The organism is Pseudomonas segetis, from assembly GCF_900188155.1.
Lineage (GTDB): Bacteria > Pseudomonadota > Gammaproteobacteria > Pseudomonadales > Pseudomonadaceae > Aquipseudomonas > Aquipseudomonas segetis.
The window spans coordinates 13,510-34,747 of the sequence record NZ_FZOG01000002.1; the positions used below are offsets into that span (position 1 = coordinate 13,510).

At 57.1% G+C, this 21,238-nt stretch carries 18 protein-coding genes and 3 tRNA genes; 4 read left to right on the forward strand and 17 right to left on the reverse strand.

All coding sequences use genetic code 11. The annotated features are described in order from the left end of the window. Positions 1-199: 199 nt before the first annotated feature. A complete protein-coding gene (gene mgtE / locus CHB79_RS05810) occupies positions 200-1,642 on the reverse strand; it encodes a magnesium transporter (protein WP_089359223.1) in 1,443 nt (480 codons plus the stop codon). A 436-nt stretch (positions 1,643-2,078) separates the two neighbouring features. Here mgtE and CHB79_RS05815 point away from each other — a divergent pair, with 436 nt between their 5' ends. After that, positions 2,079-2,558 carry a DUF4124 domain-containing protein gene (locus CHB79_RS05815; RefSeq protein WP_089359224.1) on the forward strand — a complete coding sequence of 160 codons (480 nt, stop codon included), beginning with the start codon at positions 2,079-2,081 and terminating at the stop codon, positions 2,556-2,558. Positions 2,559-2,652: 94 nt separating this feature from the next. On the opposite strand, the gene CHB79_RS05820 is transcribed toward CHB79_RS05815, so the two are convergent. The 16 genes from CHB79_RS05820 to CHB79_RS05895 all read right to left on the reverse strand — a co-directional run bounded on the left by CHB79_RS05820 (position 2,653) and on the right by CHB79_RS05895 (position 19,000). Beyond that, positions 2,653-2,729, reverse strand: a tRNA-Arg gene (locus CHB79_RS05820). A 71-nt stretch (positions 2,730-2,800) separates the two neighbouring features. After that, positions 2,801-2,877: transfer RNA gene (locus tag CHB79_RS05825), tRNA-Arg, on the reverse strand. A gap of 107 nt (positions 2,878-2,984) precedes the next feature. After that, positions 2,985-3,075, reverse strand: a tRNA-Ser gene (locus CHB79_RS05830). Between the two features lie 61 nt (positions 3,076-3,136). Next, entirely contained in the window at positions 3,137-3,322 is a 186-nt protein-coding gene (gene csrA, locus CHB79_RS05835; protein WP_010490393.1) for a carbon storage regulator CsrA, read from the reverse strand. Between the two features lie 186 nt (positions 3,323-3,508). Beyond that, complete coding sequence (locus CHB79_RS05840; RefSeq protein WP_010490391.1) at positions 3,509-4,744, reverse strand: aspartate kinase; 1,236 nt, start codon at positions 4,742-4,744, stop codon at positions 3,509-3,511. A 98-nt stretch (positions 4,745-4,842) separates the two neighbouring features. Next, positions 4,843-7,467 (reverse strand): alanine--tRNA ligase, encoded by a 2,625-nt coding sequence (gene alaS / locus CHB79_RS05845; protein ID WP_089359225.1) that lies wholly within the window; start codon positions 7,465-7,467, stop codon positions 4,843-4,845. Between the two features lie 226 nt (positions 7,468-7,693). Next, positions 7,694-8,698, reverse strand: a complete 1,005-nt coding sequence (ltaE, locus tag CHB79_RS05850; RefSeq protein WP_089359226.1) for a low-specificity L-threonine aldolase — start codon at positions 8,696-8,698, stop codon at positions 7,694-7,696. Positions 8,699-8,820: 122 nt separating this feature from the next. Then, positions 8,821-9,828, reverse strand: coding sequence for a succinylglutamate desuccinylase (astE, locus tag CHB79_RS05855; RefSeq protein WP_089359227.1), 1,008 nt, complete (start codon positions 9,826-9,828; stop codon positions 8,821-8,823). A 92-nt stretch (positions 9,829-9,920) separates the two neighbouring features. Next, a complete protein-coding gene (locus CHB79_RS05860; RefSeq protein ID WP_089359228.1) occupies positions 9,921-10,208 on the reverse strand; it encodes a topoisomerase II in 288 nt (95 codons plus the stop codon). A 14-nt stretch (positions 10,209-10,222) separates the two neighbouring features. Next, a complete protein-coding gene (gene astB / locus CHB79_RS05865) occupies positions 10,223-11,572 on the reverse strand; it encodes an N-succinylarginine dihydrolase (RefSeq protein WP_089359229.1) in 1,350 nt (449 codons plus the stop codon). After that, entirely contained in the window at positions 11,569-13,032 is a 1,464-nt protein-coding gene (gene astD, locus CHB79_RS05870) for a succinylglutamate-semialdehyde dehydrogenase (RefSeq protein ID WP_089359230.1), read from the reverse strand. The genes astB and astD overlap by 4 nt, the downstream gene beginning before the upstream one ends. A 71-nt stretch (positions 13,033-13,103) precedes the next feature. Continuing rightward, positions 13,104-14,120 (reverse strand): arginine N-succinyltransferase, encoded by a 1,017-nt coding sequence (astA, locus tag CHB79_RS05875; protein WP_010490381.1) that lies wholly within the window; start codon positions 14,118-14,120, stop codon positions 13,104-13,106. A gap of 9 nt (positions 14,121-14,129) precedes the next feature. Further along, positions 14,130-15,149, reverse strand: coding sequence for an arginine/ornithine succinyltransferase subunit alpha (aruF, locus tag CHB79_RS05880; protein WP_010490379.1), 1,020 nt, complete (start codon positions 15,147-15,149; stop codon positions 14,130-14,132). Positions 15,150-15,349: 200 nt separating this feature from the next. Further along, positions 15,350-16,570, reverse strand: a complete 1,221-nt coding sequence (locus tag CHB79_RS05885; protein WP_089359231.1) for an aspartate aminotransferase family protein — start codon at positions 16,568-16,570, stop codon at positions 15,350-15,352. Between the two features lie 234 nt (positions 16,571-16,804). Next, the gene (locus CHB79_RS05890) at positions 16,805-18,013 is read right to left on the reverse strand and encodes a patatin-like phospholipase family protein (RefSeq protein WP_089359232.1); all 1,209 of its coding nucleotides are present in this window, start codon (positions 18,011-18,013) and stop codon (positions 16,805-16,807) included. Between the two features lie 48 nt (positions 18,014-18,061). Further along, entirely contained in the window at positions 18,062-19,000 is a 939-nt protein-coding gene (locus tag CHB79_RS05895) for a lipid A biosynthesis lauroyl acyltransferase (protein WP_010490373.1), read from the reverse strand. Positions 19,001-19,237: 237 nt separating this feature from the next. Between CHB79_RS05895 and minC the strand changes: the two genes are divergently transcribed. From minC to minE, 3 genes are all read left to right on the forward strand, one after another. Then, positions 19,238-19,984, forward strand: coding sequence for a septum site-determining protein MinC (gene minC, locus CHB79_RS05900; protein WP_089359233.1), 747 nt, complete (start codon positions 19,238-19,240; stop codon positions 19,982-19,984). A 101-nt stretch (positions 19,985-20,085) separates the two neighbouring features. Continuing rightward, positions 20,086-20,901 (forward strand): septum site-determining protein MinD, encoded by an 816-nt coding sequence (gene minD, locus CHB79_RS05905; protein ID WP_010490370.1) that lies wholly within the window; start codon positions 20,086-20,088, stop codon positions 20,899-20,901. Then, positions 20,898-21,152 carry a cell division topological specificity factor MinE gene (minE, locus tag CHB79_RS05910; RefSeq protein ID WP_010490368.1) on the forward strand — a complete coding sequence of 85 codons (255 nt, stop codon included), beginning with the start codon at positions 20,898-20,900 and terminating at the stop codon, positions 21,150-21,152. Before minD ends, minE begins: the two co-directional genes overlap by 4 nt. Positions 21,153-21,238: the final 86 nt, after the last annotated feature.

Consider the following 21,238-nt stretch of genomic DNA (forward strand, 5'->3'; position numbering starts at 1 on the left):
ACTTTGATACTGAACAAAGTTGCCGAACCTTAGCCTGAAACAAGCGTTTGAGCAAACCCATTGATAAGGCGAATATGCCCACAAGAGCAGCAGTTCAATGCCGAACCAACGACTGGACCACAGGTAACAAAAGCATAAGGCACAAAGCGCAGTCATCGGGGCCCTGGCCGGGCCCCGCATGCACAAATTGGAATGAAGGCTAGATAAGGAACACAGAGGCCAGGCCAAGGAAGATGAAGAAACCGCCACTGTCAGTTACAGCCGTGATCATCACGCTGGCACCCAAGGCCGGGTCACGCCCCATGCGCGCCAATGTCATGGGAATAAGCACACCCATCAATGCTGCAAGCAACAAATTGAGCGTCATCGCGGCAGTCATCACGATTCCCAGCGAGTAACTGTCGTACAGAACCCAGGCCACCAAGCCAATTACACCACCCCAGACCAGGCCATTGATCAGCGATACCGCCAGCTCCTTGCGCAGCAAGCGTGAGGTATTGCCAGTGCTGACCTGGTCCAGCGCCATCGCGCGCACGATCATGGTGATGGTCTGGTTGCCGGAGTTGCCACCGATACCCGCCACAATCGGCATCAAGGCCGCCAAGGCTACAAGCTTCTCGATCGAGCCTTCAAAAAGACCAATTACCCGCGACGCCATGAACGCCGTTATCAGGTTGATTGCCAGCCATGCCCAACGGTTGCGTAGCGATTTCCAGACCGAGGCGAAGATATCTTCCTCTTCACGCAAACCCGCCATATTGAGGACTTCGCTTTCGCTCTCCTCACGGATCAGGTCGACCATTTCATCGATGGTCAAACGGCCGATCAGCTTGTCATTCTTATCTACCACCGGCGCCGAAATAAGGTCATAACGCTCGAACGCCTGGGCGGCATCATAGGCGTCTTCATCGGGGTGAAAGCTCACCGGATCTGTCGCCATGACCTCACGAACTATTTTTTCCGGGTCGTTAACCAGCAGGCGCTTAACCGGCAGGACGCCCTTGAGCACACCTTCGTGATCGACCACGAACAACTTATCAGTGTGGCCCGGTAGCTCCTTCAAGCGACGCAGGTAACGCAGCACGACCTCAAGCGAGACATCCTCACGGATGGTCACCATCTCGAAGTCCATCAGGGCGCCGACTTGCTCCTCTTCATAGGACAACGCCGAACGCACGCGCTCACGCTGTTGCGCGTCGAGGGTTTCCATGAGCTCGTGAACGATGTCACGTGGCAGCTCGGAGGCCAGGTCAGCCAGTTCGTCGGCGTCCATCTCCATGGCAGCCGCAAGGATCTCGTGATCCTCCATGTCGGCGAGCAAGGTTTCGCGCACCGCATCAGATACTTCAAGCAGGATATCGCCGTCACGCTCCGCCTTGACCAACTGCCAAATCGTCAGGCGGTCTTCCAGCGGCAAGGCTTCGAGTATGTGTGCAACGTCAGCCGAGTGCAGTTCATCAAGCTTGCGCTGCAACTCGGCCAGGTTTTGCCGGTGCACCAGGTGCTCAACCAGATCACGGTGATGGCCTTCCTGGCGATGCGCCAGGTCTTCGACAAGCTTTTGCTTGTGCAACAGCTCAACCACCTGAGCCAGGCGATCCTGCAGGCTTTCTTGGGGCTTTTTAGCTTCTACTTCAGTCATGTGGCGCACTCCATCCCCAGCGACGGTGCACGCCAAAGGGGATCAATCAGTCAGTCCGTGATTGCACAATCGAGATTCGGTGTAACTACTGGGTAAGTCCATGGTGGTATTCCACAAGCCTCGGCGAGGCTGACGCAGACGATGATAACACTGCTAAGACGCATTGCACGTTACAAAAGTTTCCAAGAACAAATGGTTACAGGGAAAACCTAAAGGCCACAGTAGCTCGTAATATCCGCCAGACGATTGCAGACAAGCCAGCGACATCAACACCCAAGATAGCTGCCTCGACAACACAACCCATTCGGTAGGCTGCCCAACAGCAATTCATCAAGGTTAATACGCTTACCCAGCAATGCGACGCACGCCCCTGGCGCCAAGACACGTGCCATGACAAATTCCCGGGCCTGCATCGCCATCGTCAAGGAAGACGCCCATGCACCGCCTTTCAATCCTGGCGCTTTGTTCACTTGTGATCCTGCCACCCGACACCTGGGCTGCTCGTGTGTTTCGCTGCGAAGACAGCCAGGGCAACCTCACCTTCACCAGCCATGGCTGCCCGAGCGAACACAAGCTACGGCTTGTGAATCCGCAAAACCCGACACCCAGCAGCGGCAAAGCAATACCCCTGGCCACGCCAAGACATCGCGACAACACACAAACCGACTCGACCACCACCGTTGTTGGAGAACGCCAGGATGGTTGCGGCAATCGCGTGACTGGCCGCCAGCGGCGCAGTGCGATCATAAAGAAGCAGATCCTTGCCGGAATGACCAAGGCAGACGTCGAGAGCGCACTGGGCAAACCGCAGAGGGTCGATCGCAAGAATGGCCAGGTCCGTTATCACTACCAAGACCTGCAAGGCAACAAAAGCCAGGTCAGCTTTGATCAAGCAGGCTGCGTCAAAGGCAATTAGATACTCTTGGCAAGGGGATAGCCGCTGAGGTGCATATTTTGCGTGCAACAAAAAAGGGCCTGCATCGCTGCAGGCCCTTTTTCTTACCGCTATATGGTGCACTCAGGAGGATTCGAACCTCCGACCGCTCGGTTCGTAGCCGAGTACTCTATCCAGCTGAGCTATGAGTGCATTTGTGCTTTTTTAAACCAGTTCACATCTGGTCAAACTAGAAGCCCTACCGAAGCAGGACAACTTGAATATGGTGCACTCAGGAGGATTCGAACCTCCGACCGCTCGGTTCGTAGCCGAGTACTCTATCCAGCTGAGCTATGAGTGCACTAAAGCGTGCGCATTATAGGGAAACTAAAACTAAATTCAACCGTTAAATTCAATAATTTCAACAACTTATCAAATCTACGATTTGCAACCCTATACTGCAAAATATGGCGGAGAAGGGGGGATTCGAACCCCCGACACCCTTTTGAGATGTACTCCCTTAGCAGGGGAGCGCCTTCGGCCACTCGGCCACCTCTCCGCAACACGGGGCGCATGATAACCATGTTTTCCCCGTTTGCAAAGCCAAAATTTCAATAAAATTAGTGGCTTGGTTCTTCGTCTTTCTCTTTTTGGATTCGCTGGTAAATTTCTTCACGGTGCACGGCTACTTCTTTCGGGGCGTTGACCCCAATGCGCACCTGATTACCTTTGACGCCAAGGACGGTGACAGTGACTTCATCACCCACCATTAGGGTCTCTCCGACCCTACGAGTCAGAATCAGCATTCCTTTCACCTCATGGAAATTAAACGGGACAACAGTCTGCAGATATAAAATGGTGTCGGCGCTACGAATTACAAGTAAAGCCTTCACCCAAGTATTGACCAGTAAAACAGAAAAAAAAGTTCCTGCCCTGACGGTCAAAAAAGACAAAAGGCGCTGGTTTAAGCAGCGCCTTTTGAATACTAAGACCTAATCGCCCTGGCGAGCCGGGGCGTCTAGATCAAAAGCCGTATGCAGCGCACGCACTGCCAGCTCCAGATATTTTTCCTCGATGACCACCGAGACCTTGATCTCGGAAGTCGAAATCATCTGGATATTGATGTTCTCCTTGGCCAGGGCTTCAAACATCTGGCTGGCAACCCCCGCGTGCGAGCGCATGCCGACCCCAACGATGGAGACCTTGGCAATCTTGGTGTCACCCACCACTTCTCGCGCACCAAGCTCACGCGCGGTGTTTTCCAACACCTGCTGGGCATTGAGGTAATCGTTACGGTGCACGGTGAAGGTAAAGTCAGTGGTGTTATCGTGCGCGATATTCTGCACGATCATGTCCACTTCGATGTTTGCCGAGCTGATCGGACCCAGAATCTTGAAAGCAACACCCGGAACATCCGGGACTCCACGGATAGTCAGCTTGGCTTCGTCGCGGTTGAAGGCGATGCCGGAGATGATCGGCTGTTCCATGGTTTCCTCTTCATCAATGGTAATGAGGGTACCTGGCCCCTCTTGGAAGCTGTGCAGCACGCGCAGCGGAACGTTGTACTTGCCTGCGAACTCAACGGCGCGAATTTGCAGCACCTTCGAGCCCAGGCTGGCCATTTCGAGCATTTCTTCAAAGGTAATCTTGTCCAGGCGCTGGGCCTGCGAGACAACCCGCGGGTCGGTGGTGTAGACACCATCGACATCGGTGTAAATCTGGCATTCATCGGCTTTTAATGCCGCAGCCAAGGCAACACCCGTGGTATCCGAGCCGCCACGCCCAAGGGTGGTGATATTGCCGTGCTCATCAACGCCCTGGAAACCTGCGACCACCACGACACGCCCCTCTTTTAGATCGGTACGCAGCTTGTGGTCATCTATTTGTAAAATTCGCGCCTTATTATGCGCGCTATCGGTCAAGATTCGTACCTGATTACCCGTGTACGAAATAGCCGGGACGCCACGCTTGATCAGCGCCATGGCCAGCAGGGCAATAGTCACCTGCTCACCGGTTGAAACCATGACATCCAGCTCACGCGGGACTGGCTGATCGCCAATCTGCTTGGCCAGCTCAATCAGGCGATTGGTTTCACCGCTCATGGCTGAAACCACTACGACGATATCATCACCGCGTTCACGGAATTTCTTAACCTTCTCGGCAACCTGCTCGATACGCTCGACAGTGCCGACGGAGGTGCCTCCAAACTTCTGTACGATCAAAGCCATTTCAATGCCGCCTAAGCCCGCGAGGGGCGCCCATTAAACATGTAACCTATTCGACTGCAATGACCAGCGAGTCATTAGTCGACTACACACTGGAGTCGTTACAGGCCTTGCTCGACAAATGTCGCAGCAAGTGCCAATGCAGCATCCACGGCAGCGATATCTACACCACCACCTTGTGCCATATCAGGACGACCACCGCCCTTTCCTCCCACGGCTGCCGCCGCTTGCTTCATCAGGTCGCCGGCCTTGAGTTTGGCGGTCAGATCCTGAGTGACACCCGCGACCAGTACAACCTTGTCATCGAGCACCCCGCCAAGCAGGATCACTGCACTGCCGAGTTTATTCTTGAGCTGATCAACCATCGCCAGCAAAGCCTTGCCGTCAAGGCCATCAACCCGAGCACCAAGGACCTTGGCGCCTTTGATTTCAATCGCAGAACCCGCCAGGTCGTTACCGGCGGCACTGGCGGCCTTGGCCTTGAGCTGCTCGAGCTCTTTTTCCAGCTGACGGTTGCGCTCGATCACGCCTGATAGTTTATCCAGCAGGTTTTCACGGCTGCCTTTAACCAGGGCAGCCGCTTCCTTCAACTGCTCCTCGGCACTATTGAGGTAGGCCAGCGCCTGTGCACCGGTGACTGCCTCGATACGGCGAACGCCGGCCGCAACACCAGCCTCACTGGTAATCTTGAACAAGCCAATGTCTCCCGTGCGGGAAACGTGAGTGCCGCCACACAGCTCGACCGAGAAGCCACCGCCCATGGTCAGCACGCGCACATCATCGCCGTACTTCTCGCCAAACAGGGCCATGGCGCCTTTGGCTTTGGCGGTCTCGATATCGGTTTCGTCAGTCTCGACTTCGCTGTTCTTGCGCACTTCGGCGTTGACGATATCCTCCAGGGCCTTGATCTGCTCTGGCTTGATCGCTTCGAAGTGGCTGAAGTCGAAACGCAGGCGCTGGCTATCAACCAATGAACCCTTCTGGGTAACGTGTTCACCCAGCACCTGGCGCAACGCAGCATGCAACAAGTGGGTTGCAGAGTGATTCAAGGCGGTTGCCTGGCGCACATCTGCCGAGACTTCGGCCTTTACCGACGCGCCAACAGCAAGACTGCCCTGAGTGATGATGCCGTGATGCAAGAAGGCGCCGCCCGCCTTGGTGGTATCGCGCACATCAAAGCGCACCCCGGCACCTTCAAGATAACCACAATCACCAACCTGGCCGCCAGACTCTGCATAGAAAGGCGTCTGGTCAAGAACAACGACACCCTCCTCGCCCGAAGCCAGGGTCTCGACAGCCTGGCCATCCTTGAACAGGGCGATAATCTTGCCGCTGCCCGAAGTGGTCTCGTAACCGAGGAACCGCGTATCACTGTCAACCTTGACCAGGTTGTTGTAGTCCATGGCAAAGGAACTGGCCGAGCGTGCACGTTCACGCTGGGCCTGCATTTCGCGCTCAAAGCCCTCTTCGTCAATCGTCAGCTCACGCTCACGGGCGATATCAGCCGTCAGGTCGACCGGAAAACCAAAGGTGTCATACAGCTTGAACACCACATCACCAGGAATCACCGAACCTTTGAGCTCAAGCAAGTCTTGCTCGAGGATCTTGAGGCCCTGCTCCAGGGTTTTGGCGAACTGTTCTTCTTCTGTTTTCAGGACACGCTCGATGTGCGCCTGCTGTTGCTTGAGCTCAGTGAAGGCATCTCCCATCTCAGCTACCAGCGCGGCAACGATCTTGTAGAAGAAGCTGCCCTTGGCGCCCAGCTTGTTACCGTGGCGGCAAGCACGACGTACGATGCGGCGCAGCACATAGCCACGGCCTTCATTGGACGGGGTAATGCCATCAGCGATCAGGAAGCCGCACGAACGGATATGGTCAGCCACAACCTTCAGCGAAGCCTGGCCTTCATTGGCGCAGCCAATGGCCTTGGCCGATGCATTGAGCAGGCTCTGGAACAGATCGATGTCGTAGTTCGAGTTGACGTGCTGGAGCACCGCGCTGATGCGTTCAAGGCCCATGCCGGTATCAACGCTTGGTGCCGGCAGCGGATGCATGACGCCATCGGCCGTGCGGTTGAACTGCATGAAAACGTTGTTCCAGATTTCGATATAGCGGTCGCCATCTTCTTCAGGCGAGCCAGGAGGACCGCCCCAGATGTGTTCGCCATGATCGAAGAAAATCTCGGTGCAGGGACCGCAAGGACCGGTATCACCCATTGCCCAGAAATTATCCGAGGCGTATGGCGCACCCTTATTGTCACCAATGCGAATCATCCGCTCAGCCGGCACACCCACCTGCTGAGTCCAGATGTCGAATGCCTCGTCGTCGCTGGCATAAACCGTGACCCAGAGTTTTTCCTTTGGCAGGTTCAGCCATTTGTCCGAAGTCAAAAACTCCCAGGCGTAATGAATCGCATCGCGCTTGAAGTAATCGCCAAAGCTGAAGTTGCCGAGCATTTCGAAGAAAGTGTGGTGACGCGCGGTATAACCGACGTTTTCCAGGTCATTGTGCTTGCCACCGGCACGCACGCATTTCTGACTGGTGGTCGCGCGGGTATAGGCGCGCTTTTCCAAGCCGAGGAAGCAGTCTTTGAACTGATTCATACCTGCGTTGGTAAACAGCAAGGTTGGGTCGTTACCCGGAATCAGCGAGCTGGAAGCAACGCGAGTGTGCCCCTTCTCTTCGAAGAAGCGGAGGAAGGCTTCACGGATTTCTGCGCTTTTCATAGATTTTTCCACGGCATTAGGCGTTTTTGCATAACATTCCAAGGGTAGAAAGCGGCGGCCAGCATCAGCCAAAACAGCTTAAATACACTCATGACATTGAGTAAACGCGCGCTCCAGAGCAGGTTGCAGGCGCAAATTCAGCGCACGCGAACTAATACCGGAGCGGCGGCAAAGGGCCGCATTATATAGGGCCTGAGCAATCGGTACAGTGTTTGTGCGATAAAGGTCAAGATTGTTTGAAATCTGCAAAGCCTTTAAGCACATGCTTGATGTCATCGGCGCTGACATCCAGGTGCGTCACCATACGCAACCGTGGTGCGGCCGTAAGCTTTACACCACGCTCGGCAAGAAAGCTTTTCAGCGAGTTTGCCTGCTCACCGACCTGCGCATACACCATGTTGGTCTGCACCGGCTCCACGCTGTAACCCAGCGCACGCAAGCCCTCACCGAGCGCCTGGGCATTGGCATGATCCTGAGCAAGGCGTTCGACCTGATGCTCCAGGGCATACAACCCGGCAGCCGCGAGCAAACCGGCCTGGCGCATGCCACCACCCACCATCTTGCGCAGGCGCCTGGCCTTGCAGATCAATTCATCACTGCCGCAAAGCACAGAGCCCACGGGAGCACCGAGGCCTTTGGACAGGCACACCGATACCGAATCAAAGTGACGAGTGATTTGCAACGGATCGACACCCAGCTTGACCGAGGCGTTGTACAAGCGCGCACCATCGAGATGCAGGCTCAAGCCATGCTTGTGGGTGAACTCACGCGCGGCAGCCAGGTAGTCCAGCGGCAAGACTTTACCCTGCATGGTGTTTTCCAGCGCCAGCAAGCGGGTGCGGGCAAAATGGAAATCATCCATCTTGATCGCTGCGGCCACCTTGGCCAGATCCAGTGAACCATCGGCTTCACCTTCAATAGGCTGTGGCTGGATCGACCCCAGCACTGCAGCGCCACCGCCTTCATACTTATAGGTGTGCGCTTGCTGGCCAACGATATATTCATCACCCCGCTGACAATGCGCCATCAGCCCAAGCAGGTTGCTCATGGTTCCAGTCGGGACAAAAAGACCAGCAGCAAAGCCAAGCTTATCCGCCAAGTAGGTTTCAAGGCGGGTGACGCTTGGGTCTTCGCCATAGACATCGTCACCCAGCTCTGCAGCCTGCATCGCCTCGCGCATGCCCGGGGTTGGTAATGTAACTGTATCGCTACGTAGATCGATAATTGGCATGGACTGAGTTCCTTGAAGTCTGCGACAGTGGCTAAACCCAGATGCTAAAGGCTGCCAGCCCGACTCACAAGGTACAGTTAAGGCCGATATTGGCCGGTGGCGACTCCTCGAGCGGTGCTAGGTTAGAGCAGATCAGCCGCATTGCTCGGCACTATCAAAATCGCGGCGCGCAAGCCGTTCTTCACCGCAGGATTGGGGAAAATGACCCGCTCGCCCTTTTCAATGACCCAGGTTGCACCACCAGCGTCCTCGGCCAACAAGTAGCCAAGCGGCAGTTCGCTGAAGTTCTCGATATCGTCAGGCAAATGCAGCTTGAACGCATCGCTGCGCTTGATCACCTCGCGCGAAACCCTGAAAACCTGCAGGCCATCAAGCCCAACGGGCTCATCCTCAGGCTCCTGGCCTTCGATAATTTGCTGGATGCGTGCCTCGAGCAAATCCAGGTTAACCAACTGGTTTTCGCCAAAGGCCCGGGCCTTGCCCAGCTCCAGGGTGAAGGCTTCGGCATTGAGGGTTTCGTAGGTAAAGGCGCTGAAGGTAATTGAACCCTTGCGTTGCAAGAGCACCGCATCTATACCGCCAGCATTCAAACGCTGCAGCTCTCGCTGCGAATGCGAGCGCCCTTCGGCCCAGGGATAGATCGCGAACTGTTCGATTTTTGAACCACGGATTGCCGTGTGCAAATCATAATGCAGGCGCGAGCGCTCAGGCTCGCGGAAAAAGGCGCTTGCCAGGTGCTCAAGCTCACTGGCTCGAATCGCCTCGAACCCCTCGGCCTGCTCATGACGGCCATTAAACAAGCGATTGAGGTCTTGCTCTACATAACGCTCGCCTTGGCGAATGGCTTGCGGGTTACCAAACAGTATCAATATTCGCACCCGCGGCTTGATCTCACCACGGGCAATGCCATGCAGCAATCGGTCGAGCAACTCGATAGGCGCGGTCTCATTACCGTGAACACCGGCAGACAACAGCAGGTCAAGGCCATTGTCCTTGCCCGCCGGCGGGGTGACTTCCAGTGCCCCCTCGGCCAACCAACGCAAACGCGTGCCTTCGGTAGTTACCTGGATCTTAGTTGCAGGCTCGCGCCCGGCCAACGTCAGCTCAAGCAATTTTCCTAAGGCAAGCATATAAAACTCCAATTATCTGCCCGGAGAGCCCTGGCCAAGGCCAGGTCTTCCAGAGGTTCAGCTATCTACCCGTTCTGCGGCAACAGCCTGGCTTAGTGATTGCAGTCTGGACCGTGCACATGGCCCTCGCCATCATCAAGGTCGGCACTTTCCATTTCCAGCTCCAGGCTGACCAGGTTGGTCGCCAATGGGCGCAGCAGCAGATTGGCATATTCGGTATCACCTTCAGCCACATCAACCCCGATCATCAATTGGTTGTTACCCACTTGCTGAATCCATACTTCCTTACCCTGCCAGACCACAGCAAAGCGCGTGCAGGAGGTTTCCAGCTGTGTGCCGTCTGTGTCTTCAAGAATCAGTTGCAGGGCGTCATTGGACATTATCAAAACTCTCTTTAAGCAAGTTGGAAGGAATACACCGAGCCTAGTTTAAGGATCTGCGTCAGCTCGTCCAATGCCGTGCGGCACTCGACAAGCAATTGCGGGTCGGCCAGATCGTTTTCGCTCAAGCGATCCCGGTAGTGTTTATCAACCCAGACATTGAGTGTGTCATACAGGCTCGGAGTCATGATCACTCCCTGATTGACTGCCTGCAGCTCAGTGTCTTTTAGCGCCACGCGCAAACGCAGGCATGCGGGGCCGCCGCCGTTTTGCATGCTTTGCTTGAGGTCGAATACCTTGACCTCGCGGATAGGCCCGTTGCCGTTGGTCAGTTGCTGCAGGTAATTCCAGACATTGGAATTGTTGCGGCACTCTTCGGGAACGATCAGCAACATGCCGCCATCGGCGCGACTCAGCAACTGGCTGTTGAACAGGTAGGACTTGACTGCGTCATCCACAGTCACAGCATCACGCGGCACGCACACCGGCTTGAAGTTAGCACCGCGTCGCGCCAGCTTCTCGGCAAGCTCGGCCAGCACTGACTCGCTGTCGAGGAAGGCATCCTGGTGATAGAACAACACCTCACCATTGCCCACTGAAATCACGTCGTTGTGGAACACGCCCTGATCAATCACCGCCGGTGTTTGCTGAGCGTAAACAACGGCATCGTCACTCAAGCCGTGCAAACGCGCGATCGCCTGCGAAGCTTCAAGGGTTTGCCGTGCCGGGTAGTTCTGTGGCGCCGGAAAACGACTGTCGAATGCGCTGCGGCCAAACACGAAGAACTCCACGCCCGGCTCGCCGTAGCTTTTGCAAAAACGTGTGTGATTCGCCGCGCCTTCATCGCCAAACTGGGCAACCGCGGGCAATGCCGGGTGATGGGCGAAGTGCTGCGGGTCAACAAACATGCCCGCCAGGATACGACTGGTGGTCGGGTGTTCGATCGAGCGGTGGAACTTGCAATTGAGATTGGCAGCCGTGAAATGCACACGGCCATCGGCCGTATCGGCGCTGGGGCTGACCGTACAGGCATTGGCGGTCCACATGCTCGATGCTGAACAACTCGCCACCAACAAGGGCATGGCTTCCTTGGCTGCACGGCTGATGACCTGCGCGTCGCTGCCGGTAAAGCCAATACTGCGCAGTGCATCGACATCAGGCCGCTCTTGCGGAGCGAGCACGCCCTGCTTGAAGCCCAGGTCCATCAGCGCCTTCATTTTGGTCAGCCCCTGCTTGGCCGCCTCTTTGGGGCTGGAGCTGGCCTGGCTGTTACTTTGCGAGGCAACGTTGCCATACGACAAGCCGCCGTAGTTATGCGTAGGCCCAACCAGGCCATCGAAGTTTACTTCATAGGCGTTGCTCATAGGCTTACTCCTGGCGTCAAGGTAGCAGGCAGACTCAGGGTCTCAGTTTCCAGCGAAGCCACTGGATAGGCGCAATAATCGGCAGCGTAATAGGCGCTGGCGCGGTGGTTACCCGAAGCACCGACCCCACCAAAGGGCGCGCTGCTGGCCGCACCAGTGAGCTGCTTGTTCCAATTGACGATTCCGGCGCGGCTTTCAAGCCAGAACTGCTCGTAGCGTGCCTTGGAGTCAGACAACAACCCAGCAGCCAGGCCAAACGCGGTGTTGTTGGCCTCGCGGATTGCATCGGCGAACTGGTCGTAGCGGATCACTTGCAACAGCGGTCCGAAGAACTCTTCATCGGCACGCTCGGCAACTGCGGTCACATCGATAATGCCCGGCGTGAGCAAGGCGGCACCGGCCTGGGGTTGAGTCATTTCCAGCAATGCACGGGCGCCATTGGCCAATAATTGCTGCTGCGCCGTCATCAAGTGCTGCGCCGCCGCCAGGGAGATCACCGACCCCATAAATGGCGCGGGCTGGGCATCAAAGGCAGCGACTTTGATATCGCTTGCCACCTTGACCAGCCGCGCCAGCAAGGCATCGCCCCACTCGCCCTGGGGCACCAGCAATCGCCGCGCACAGGTGCAACGCTGGCCTGCGGAGATAAACGCCGACTGGATAATGGTGTAGACAGCAGCATCCACATCGGCCACCTGATCCACCACCAGCGGGTTGTTGCCGCCCATCTCCAGCGCCAGGATCTTGTCCGGGCGACCCGCAAACTGGTTGTGCAGCAGATTCCCGGTGCGGCTCGACCCGGTGAAGAACAAGCCATCGATTTCGCTGTTAGCAGCCAGGGCAACCCCGGTTTCACGCGCACCCTGGACCAGGTTGAGCACACCGGCTGGCAAACCCGCTTCGATCCAGCACTTGACCGTGATTTCAGCGACCTTGGGTGTCAGTTCGCTGGGTTTGAACACCACCGTATTGCCTGCCAGCAAGGCCGGCACTATGTGACCATTAGGCAAGTGACCGGGAAAGTTGTAGGGCCCAAACACCGCGACCACACCATGGGGTTTGTGCCGCAACACGGCCGTGGCATCAGCCAGCGGTCCACTCTTCTCGCCGGTGCGCTCACGGTAGCTCTGCACCGAGATCGCCACTTTATTGACCATGCTGCTGGCTTCGGTTGCCGACTCCCACAACGGCTTGCCGGTTTCTTCACCGATGGCATGGGCCAGTTCGTCTGCATGTTGCTTCAGGGTAGCGGCAAAGGCTTCAAGCACTTCAATACGTTGCTCAAGGCTGCGCGACGCCCAGCCAGGAAATGCACCGCGTGCAGCCTCGACCGCAGCATTTACCTGTTCGGCACTGGCTTCACGACCTTCCCAGAGCACATCCTGAGTAACCGGGTTCAGCGATTGAAAGATCGCGCCCTTGCCGTCCTGCCAATGCCCTGCAATGTAATGAGTGCTCATCTTGTTCTACCACTCCCAGCAATTCTCGTGGCCCGACGAAACGTCGACCCCTGATTCGTGTTAGCGCCGGCTCAACCGCGCGCCGACAAACTGACTGCCCGCACTTGATCGCCCGCCGACAGCTGCAAACGCTTGGCGGTCAAGGCATCGACCACCAATGTGCCGGCCGCCAGGCGTGCCGGCGCAGCCGTAATCCGGCAATTCTCGCGCTTGCGGTTATGCATGACGAAAGGGCTGGCATCGTCGCCCGGCGTACCAATGGCCAATACCAGTGTCTGGCTGTCACGCACGGCGCGGATCTTTTGAGTTTCCGCCTCGATAGCAGGGCCTGCATCGAAAATATCAACATAGCCCTGGTAGCTGAACCCCTCGCCCTTGAGCATGGTCAGCGCAGGTTCGGTATCGGGATGAACCCGGCCGATGCTGTTACGCGCATCTTCGGAGAGAAAGCAGGTATAGAGCGGAAACTTGGGCATCAGCTCAGCGATAAATGATTTGTTGCCCACGCCGGTGAGGTAGTCCGCCTGGCTGAACTCCATCTTGAAGAAGTGTCTTCCCAGGCTCTCCCAGAACGGCGAACGCCCCTGCTCATCCGACATGCCACGCATCTCGGCCATCACCTTGTCGCCAAACAACTCGGGAAACTCGGCAATAAACATGAAGCGCGCCTTCGACAGCATGCGGCCATTGATACCGGTGCGGTGGTCGGCACGCAGAAACAGCGAGCACAGTTCCGAGTTGCCGGTCAGGTCGTTGGCCAGAAACAGCGTCGGGATCTGCCGGTGGATATTCAACTCTTGCGAGGCACTGACCGTCAGCCCGACACGGTAGTTGTACCAAGGCTCACGCAGACCAACCGCGCCGGCAATGGCGGAAATACCAACCACCTCGCCTTCGTCGGTTTCGAGGACGAACAGGTAATCGGCATCACCGCGCTCGGCTTCGCCGCGAAAGGTCTTTTCAGCCCAGCCGACTCGGTGCGCCAGGCGCGCCTCGTTGGCTGGCAATGTAGTCAAGCCTGCGCCAGTGCTGCGCGCCAGGTCGATCAGGGCCGCGAGATCGGCACTGCGTACGGGACGAACGATCATGCTGACTCCTTAAATCGCGACCAGACGGACGCTGACGCCTTCACCGACACCCAAGACATCGGCGGTTTGCAAATCAAGAGTGACCGGACGACCCGGCACCCAATCCAGCTCGACGACTATGGCGCGGAAATCCTGCAATTGGCCGTTACTGACCAAATACATGCGTCCGCCACCTTGCTCGCGCTCACCCAGCAACACAGGCACCATCCGGCTCTGGGCGATGGTACGAATACCCGAGGTGCGGGCGTGCAAGGTAGGCCCACCGTCGAAAATATCGATGTAGTGATCAGTCTCGAAGCCTTCGCGCATCAGGATATCGAAGGTGATTTGCGCACGCGGATGCACCTGCCCCATGGCTTCTTGAGCGCTGTCAGGCAGGAGCGGAACGTATATAGGGTAATGTGGCATCAACTCGGCGAGAAAAGTACGGCTCTTCAAGCCACACAAGCGTTCGGCCTCGGCGTAGTTCATGTCGAAGAAGTTACGTCCGACCGCATCCCAGAACGGCGAGTCACCCGAATCATCGCTGTAGCCCACGATCTCGACCACAACCGCATCGGCAAACCGCTCTGGATGGGTGGCGACAAACAACAGGCGGGCGCGGGAGTTAAGCTCGGCAAACACGGTACTGACCAACGGCCGCTCGACATAAAAGCTGGTCAGCAGGCTATTGCCGGTCAGGTCGTGGCACAACGAAAGCACGTGGGTCTTGTTGTGAATCTTCAGCTCGCGCGAGTTATGCACGAAGGTTTCGTTGCGAAAGCTGTAGAAGGGTTCTGAATAACCGGTCGAAGCCATGATCCCCGAGCAGCCGACCAGGCGACCTGTCTCGGTGTCTTCGAGCACAAAGAAATAGCTTTCTTCGCCGTTAAAGCTGACTTCAGCCGCGAACGAGGCTTCGGACGCCTCGATTTTATCGCTAAGGCGGCCAACGTCGTCCGGCAGTGAAGTCACACCAACCGGGCTGTCCGCGGCCAGACGCTGTACTTCCGCAAGGTCAGCCATTTGCGCGGGGCGCATCACCAGCATGGTGTCACTCCTATCAAGAAAAGCCCCAGAACACTCGCGCAGAGTGGCCTGGAGAAAACTGCAACCAATGGCAGCAGCACACAAGATGATTCATCCATGAGCGAACTTCAGGCGATCCATGCGGCCGAGGCACGCGCCTGGAGCAAACAACAGGACAACTCACCCGCATAGCGTCTAAACGAATTGCGGGTGAGCGCCAATCAGGCTTGGGTCAGTTTGGCGACTGCACGCTCAAAACGTGCCAGGCCTTCGTCAATATCAGCATCCTCAACCACCAGGCTTGGCGCGAAGCGCACCACATCCGGGCCCGCTTGCAGAACCATGAGGTTTTCAGCGGCGGCCGCCTCAAGGATGGTTTTGGCTTTGCCCTTCCAGGCGTCGCTAAGGGCGCAACCGAGCAACAGGCCCAAGCCACGAACTTCGCTGAACACACCATATTGCTGGCCGATCTGCTCAAGCCTGGTCTTGAATCGCTCATGCTTGGCTTGCACACCCGCCAATACTTCAGGCGTGTTGATGATGTCGACCACCGCCTCAGCCACCGCACAGGCCAGCGGATTGCCACCGTAAGTCGTACCGTGGGTGCCCACAGCCAAATGTTTGGCCAGTTCATTGGTGGTCAGCATAGCCCCGATCGGGAAGCCGCCGCCCAGGCTCTTGGCGCTGGACAATATGTCCGGCGTCACGCCGTAATGCTGGTAGGTAAACAGCGAACCGCTGCGCCCCATGCCGCTTTGCACTTCATCGAAAACCAGCAGCGCATTGTGCTGGTCGCACAGTTCGCGAGCACCTTGCAGGTATGCCAGGTCGGCAGGTACCACGCCGCCCTCGCCCTGGATTGGCTCAAGCACGATCGCGCAGGTCTTGTCGGAAACAGCAGCCTTGAGCGCATCAAGATCATTGTAGGGAACATGGCTGATGCCCTTGATCTTTGGGCCAAAGCCATCGGAGTACTTGGGCTGGCCGCCAACGCTGACAGTGAACAGGGTGCGACCGTGGAAACTGTTTACCGCGGCAATGATTTCGCACTTGTCTTCGCCAAACTTATCGAAGGCAACGCGACGGGCCAGCTTGAAGGCAGCCTCGTTCGCCTCGGCGCCGGAGTTGCAGAAGAACACGCGCTCGGCAAAGGTTGCATCGATCAGCTTCTTGGCCAGGCGCAGCGCTGGCTCGTTGGTGAACACATTGGACACGTGCCACAGCGTATTGGCCTGCTCAGTCAACACCTTGACCAACGCTGGGTGCGCATGGCCAAGCACGTTGACCGCGATGCCGCCAGAGAAGTCGATCAGCTCGCGACCGCTCTGATCCCAGACTCGCGACCCTTTGCCGCGCACAGGAATAAACGCTGCGGGCGCATAGTTTGGAACCATAACCTGATCGAAATCGGCGCGCTGTACCGGGTCGTGCTGAACAGACATCTGAACTCTCCTGACAAGGAAACGCCTGCTTTTAGTAGCAGGTGATGAAAAGGATTGTAGGGATTGCGATGCGGATGGCATTGCCGTCATGCGACAACTTCTTATAGCGCCACCCCTTGGAAAACCGGCGCTTATGGAAATGCGACACAAAGCATCGGTATGGCGCAGTTTAAACTGCCGTTCACAGTGCATGGGCATGGCGTAGCGATTTTTTCGCAAAATGGCCCTGCGCTGTTAAACCGGTATCTGCGTCACCGGTAGCGCTATTGGGTCAGAGGCAGTGCCCAACGACAAAAAGGTGCAGAGCCTGGCCTTCTGCGCCATCGCATCCTGGTAGCCCAATTCGATCAACTCGCGGCAATAACCGGGCTCGAACAATAAATAACTGAGCACACCAGCGCCGCTGTCACGCGTGGCGCCCGGACCACGCAAGAACAGGCGCACCGAGGCCGGCATTTCCCGGCGATGGCGCGCGGCTATCTCATCCAGTGGCTGACTTGGCGCTATCACCAACACCTCCACCGGCTTGAGATTGCTTGAATTCTGTTGCTCCGGGGTGATCATGCGACTCAAGTGGTTGATTCTTTCCAACAGCTCGATATCCGCCTCAAGACGATCAATAAAGGTGCTGTTGAGCAGATGCCCACTGATCTGCGCCAGCGTTGGCGGCTTCGCGGCACCGCTGTGCCTTGGCATATGGATGGCGCGCTCTTGCTGAAAGTGATCGCTCACCCCCACCACGAGCACCCGGTTGGCTCCCAGGTGCAAGGCCGGGCTGATGGGCGCAGACTGACGCACCGCACCGTCGCCAAAGTATTCGTTATTGATCTTGACCGGTGCAAACAGCAGCGGAATTGCCGAACTGGCCAGCAAGTGATCCAGGCCCAGGCGAGTTGGAATCCCAATGCGCCGATGCCTGAACCAGGAATCGATGGTTGAACGACCCTGATAAAAGGTCACAGCCTGCCCCGAGTCGTAGCCAAAGGCTGTAACCGCCACCGCATTAAGCTTGCGGCTACGCACCGCTGCGGATATCCCGCTGAAATCCAGCTCACGGGCCAGCAACTCTTTTAGCGGCGAGCTATTAAGCAGCGCCACGGGAACCTGCCCGCCAAGGCCCAGCATGCTATTGCCAATGAACCGGCTCGCCTGCGCCAGCACTCCAGACCAGTCACTGCGATACACCGAAGCCGTGCTGAAACCTTGCCAAACACTGCTGAGTCGCTGAACAGCCTGGGCAAAATGCATCGCCCCGCACGCCAGGCTCACGGCATTGATAGCCCCTGCAGAAGTGCCGACTATGACTGGAAATGGATTGTTTTGCGGGTCTGGCAGCAAATCGGCGATAGCCGCCAATACGCCAACCTGATAGGCCGCCCGGGCCCCGCCACCCGAGAGAATCAACCCGGTAACGGCGTCATTTGCGCTAGGCGTGATACTCATCCGCACACCTTAAATAGTCCTGCCAGTAAAGAGTCGATTCGCCATGCCCTACTTGCGCTTGCGCTTTTTATAGAGTTTTGCCTCGCCCGGCGGGCGCGTCTTGAAGCGTCGATGCGCCCACAGGTACTGCTCGGGGCAGGCACTGACAGCTTGCTCGACCCATTGGTTGATGCGCAAGCAATCTGCTTCTTCACTTTCACCCGGGAAATCACTCAGCGGCGGGTGAATCACCAGGCGGTAACCGCTGCCGTCGGCCAGGCGCTCCTGAGTGAAGGGCAACACCCGAGCACGTCCCAGGCGAGCGAATTTGGTTGTCGCAGTAACGGTTGCGGCCTGAACCCCAAACAAGGGTACGAAAATACTCTGCTTGCGCCCGTAATCCTGATCAGGCGCGTACCAGATGGCGCGACCGGCACGCAGCACCTTGAGCATGGCGCGCACATCCTCACGCTCGATCGCAGTGGCATCAAGGTTATGCCGCTCACGCCCGCGCCGCTGTATATAGTCGAACAACGGGTTGTCGTGCTCGCGGTACATGCCGTCAATCGTATGCTGCTGGCCCAAGAGCGCAGCCCCGATCTCCAGGGTCGTGAAATGCAGCGCCATCAAGATCACGCCCTGACCTTCAGCCTGGGCTTGCTGCAAGTGCTCAATGCCCTCGACCTTGGCCAGCTTCGCCAGGCGCGACCGCGACCACCACCAACTCATGGCCATTTCAAAAAAGGCAATGCCGGTGGAGGCGAAATTTTCACGAATCAAACGCTCGCGTTCGGCATTGCCCATCTGCGGGTAGCACAACTGCAGGTTACGCGTGATGATTTCGCAGCGTTCCCTGGCAAAGACCTGCATTACCGCGCCGAGCATACGCCCCAGCCAAAGCAAGGCCTTGTACGGCAACTGTACGATCAGCCATAGCAGGCCAAGCCCCAGCCAAAGCGGCCAAAACCTCGGATGCAGAAACTCGCGGCGAAACACGGGACGATCCATGAACAATTCCAATCCAAAACACAATAGCTGGGCATTCTATCAGGACTTTTCCTCGGGCCTGTTGTCTATGCCGATGTGCGAGAATGGTCCCGCAACTTCAAACCCCATCGCGGCTGCCTGTCCATGCCCAGGTTTTGCCAGGTAAATCGGCTGGCCGCTTGCGGCTCGACAAGGTTCTCGCTATAAACCCCACACTACTCGCGCTGCAGTTCAACCAAAAGGCGTTCCAGGCACACCATGAGTCAAGCTGACCTTCTCGACCAAGTTCCAGTTTTCCAACTAAAGGGCAGCATGCTGGCCATCACCGTGATGGAGTTGTCGCGCAACGACAGCGCGCTGCTTGATCAGCAACTGGCCGCAAAAGTCGCCCAGGCACCTAATTTCTTCAGCAACACCCCGCTGGTGCTAGCGGTGGACAAACTGCCCGCCGCCGAAGCCAAGCTCGATCTCAGCGAGTTGATCGCCGTATGCCGCAAGCATGGCCTGCGTACCCTGGCCGTGCGCGCCAGCAGCGAAGAACATATCGCAGCCGCCAATGCCCTGGACCTGCCCGTACTGCCGCCCTCCGGTGCTCGCGAACGACCACTCGACCCGGCACCCGCGCCCGTCGAGAAAAAACCTGAAAAACCACAAAAACCCGCCGAGCCCGAACATAAACCGACTAAAGTGGTGACCAGCCCTGTACGTGGCGGCCAACAAGTCTACGCTCAAGGCTCGGATCTACTGGTCCTGGCACCGGTCAGCGCCGGAGCGGAACTTCTGGCCGATGGCAACATCCATGTTTACGCACCTATGCGCGGGCGCGCCCTTGCCGGAATCAAGGGCAATCTCAAAGCGCGTATATTCTGCCAGCAACTGGGCGCAGAGCTGCTCTCGATTGCCGGCCATTACAAGGTGTCCGAAGATCTTCGGCGCGATCCGTTGTGGGGTAAGGGGGTTCATGTCAGCTTGTCTGGTGACGAGTTGAACATCACTCGGCTTTAACGGATACTGCCGCCAATTTCCGGGACACATATAAGGGCATCTGGACGCCTCGAACGGCTGAACGATTCCCGCTTTTATTTCACATTTTGGGGTGAATCACCTTGGCCAAGATCCTCGTAGTTACTTCCGGCAAGGGTGGCGTAGGCAAAACGACCACTAGCGCCGCCATCGGTACCGGTCTCGCTCTGCGCGGGCACAAAACCGTCATCGTCGACTTCGACGTTGGCCTGCGCAACCTTGACCTGATCATGGGCTGCGAACGCCGCGTGGTGTACGACTTCGTAAACGTCGTAAACGGCGAAGCGACGCTGACCCAGGCACTGATCAAAGACAAGCGCCTGGAAAACCTTTACGTGCTGGCCGCCAGCCAAACCCGTGACAAGGACGCACTCACACTCGAAGGCGTCGAAAAAGTCATCAAGGAATTGTCCGAAAACTTCGAATACGTGGTCTGTGACTCGCCTGCCGGTATCGAAAAAGGCGCCCACCTGGCCATGTACTTCGCTGACGAAGCGATTGTCGTGACCAACCCGGAAGTCTCTTCGGTCCGTGACTCCGACCGCATGCTCGGCCTGCTTTCGAGCAAGTCGCGTCGTGCCGAGAATGGCGACGAGCCAATCAAGGAACACCTGCTGCTGACTCGCTACAACCCCGAGCGCGTGGTCAAGGGCGAAATGCTTGGCGTTGAAGACGTCGAAGAAATCCTGGCAATCCGCCTGATTGGCGTGATTCCTGAGTCACAAGCAGTCCTCAAGGCCTCCAACCAGGGCGTGCCGGTAATCCTGGACGACCAAAGCGACGCAGGCCAGGCATACAGCGATGCAGTTGACCGCCTGCTCGGCAAAACCGTTGAGCATCGCTTCCTTGATGTTCAGAAGAAGGGATTCTTGCAACGTTTATTTGGAGGTCGTGAATGAATATTTTTGACTTCTTTCGTGAGCGCAAAAAGGGAACAACTGCTTCTATCGCGAAAGAGCGCCTGCAAATCATCGTCGCCCACGAGCGTGGCCAGCGCAGCCAGCCGGATTACCTTCCGGCCCTGCAACAAGAACTGGTCGATGTGATTCGCAAGTACGTCAACATCGATTCAGACCAGGTTCAGGTCGCACTGGAAAATCAGGGTAGCTGCTCGATTCTGGAGCTGAACATCACCCTGCCCGAGCGCTGATAACCTCGGCCACAGGCAACACCCCGACAAAATGGCGGCTTTAGGGCCGCCATTTTGTTTTCCACCGATGAATGCACCGCTACGCC

Excerpts from the sequence above, each read along its gene's own strand:
- mgtE (WP_089359223.1), bottom strand. The coding sequence starts at position 1,642 with ATGACTGAAGTAGAAGCTAAAAAGCCCCAAGAAAGCCTGCAGGATCGC.
- CHB79_RS05815 (WP_089359224.1), top strand. The coding sequence starts at position 2,079 with ATGCACCGCCTTTCAATCCTGGCGCTTTGTTCACTTGTGATCCTGCCA.
- csrA (WP_010490393.1), bottom strand. The coding sequence starts at position 3,322 with ATGCTGATTCTGACTCGTAGGGTCGGAGAGACCCTAATGGTGGGTGAT.
- CHB79_RS05840 (WP_010490391.1), bottom strand. The coding sequence starts at position 4,744 with ATGGCTTTGATCGTACAGAAGTTTGGAGGCACCTCCGTCGGCACTGTC.
- alaS (WP_089359225.1), bottom strand. The coding sequence starts at position 7,467 with ATGAAAAGCGCAGAAATCCGTGAAGCCTTCCTCCGCTTCTTCGAAGAG.
- ltaE (WP_089359226.1), bottom strand. The coding sequence starts at position 8,698 with ATGCCAATTATCGATCTACGTAGCGATACAGTTACATTACCAACCCCG.
- astE (WP_089359227.1), bottom strand. The coding sequence starts at position 9,828 with ATGCTTGCCTTAGGAAAATTGCTTGAGCTGACGTTGGCCGGGCGCGAG.
- CHB79_RS05860 (WP_089359228.1), bottom strand. The coding sequence starts at position 10,208 with ATGTCCAATGACGCCCTGCAACTGATTCTTGAAGACACAGACGGCACA.
- astB (WP_089359229.1), bottom strand. The coding sequence starts at position 11,572 with ATGAGCAACGCCTATGAAGTAAACTTCGATGGCCTGGTTGGGCCTACG.
- astD (WP_089359230.1), bottom strand. The coding sequence starts at position 13,032 with ATGAGCACTCATTACATTGCAGGGCATTGGCAGGACGGCAAGGGCGCG.
- astA (WP_010490381.1), bottom strand. The coding sequence starts at position 14,120 with ATGATCGTTCGTCCCGTACGCAGTGCCGATCTCGCGGCCCTGATCGAC.
- aruF (WP_010490379.1), bottom strand. The coding sequence starts at position 15,149 with ATGCTGGTGATGCGCCCCGCGCAAATGGCTGACCTTGCGGAAGTACAG.
- CHB79_RS05885 (WP_089359231.1), bottom strand. The coding sequence starts at position 16,570 with ATGTCTGTTCAGCACGACCCGGTACAGCGCGCCGATTTCGATCAGGTT.
- CHB79_RS05890 (WP_089359232.1), bottom strand. The coding sequence starts at position 18,013 with ATGAGTATCACGCCTAGCGCAAATGACGCCGTTACCGGGTTGATTCTC.
- CHB79_RS05895 (WP_010490373.1), bottom strand. The coding sequence starts at position 19,000 with ATGGATCGTCCCGTGTTTCGCCGCGAGTTTCTGCATCCGAGGTTTTGG.
- minC (WP_089359233.1), top strand. The coding sequence starts at position 19,238 with ATGAGTCAAGCTGACCTTCTCGACCAAGTTCCAGTTTTCCAACTAAAG.
- minE (WP_010490368.1), top strand. The coding sequence starts at position 20,898 with ATGAATATTTTTGACTTCTTTCGTGAGCGCAAAAAGGGAACAACTGCT.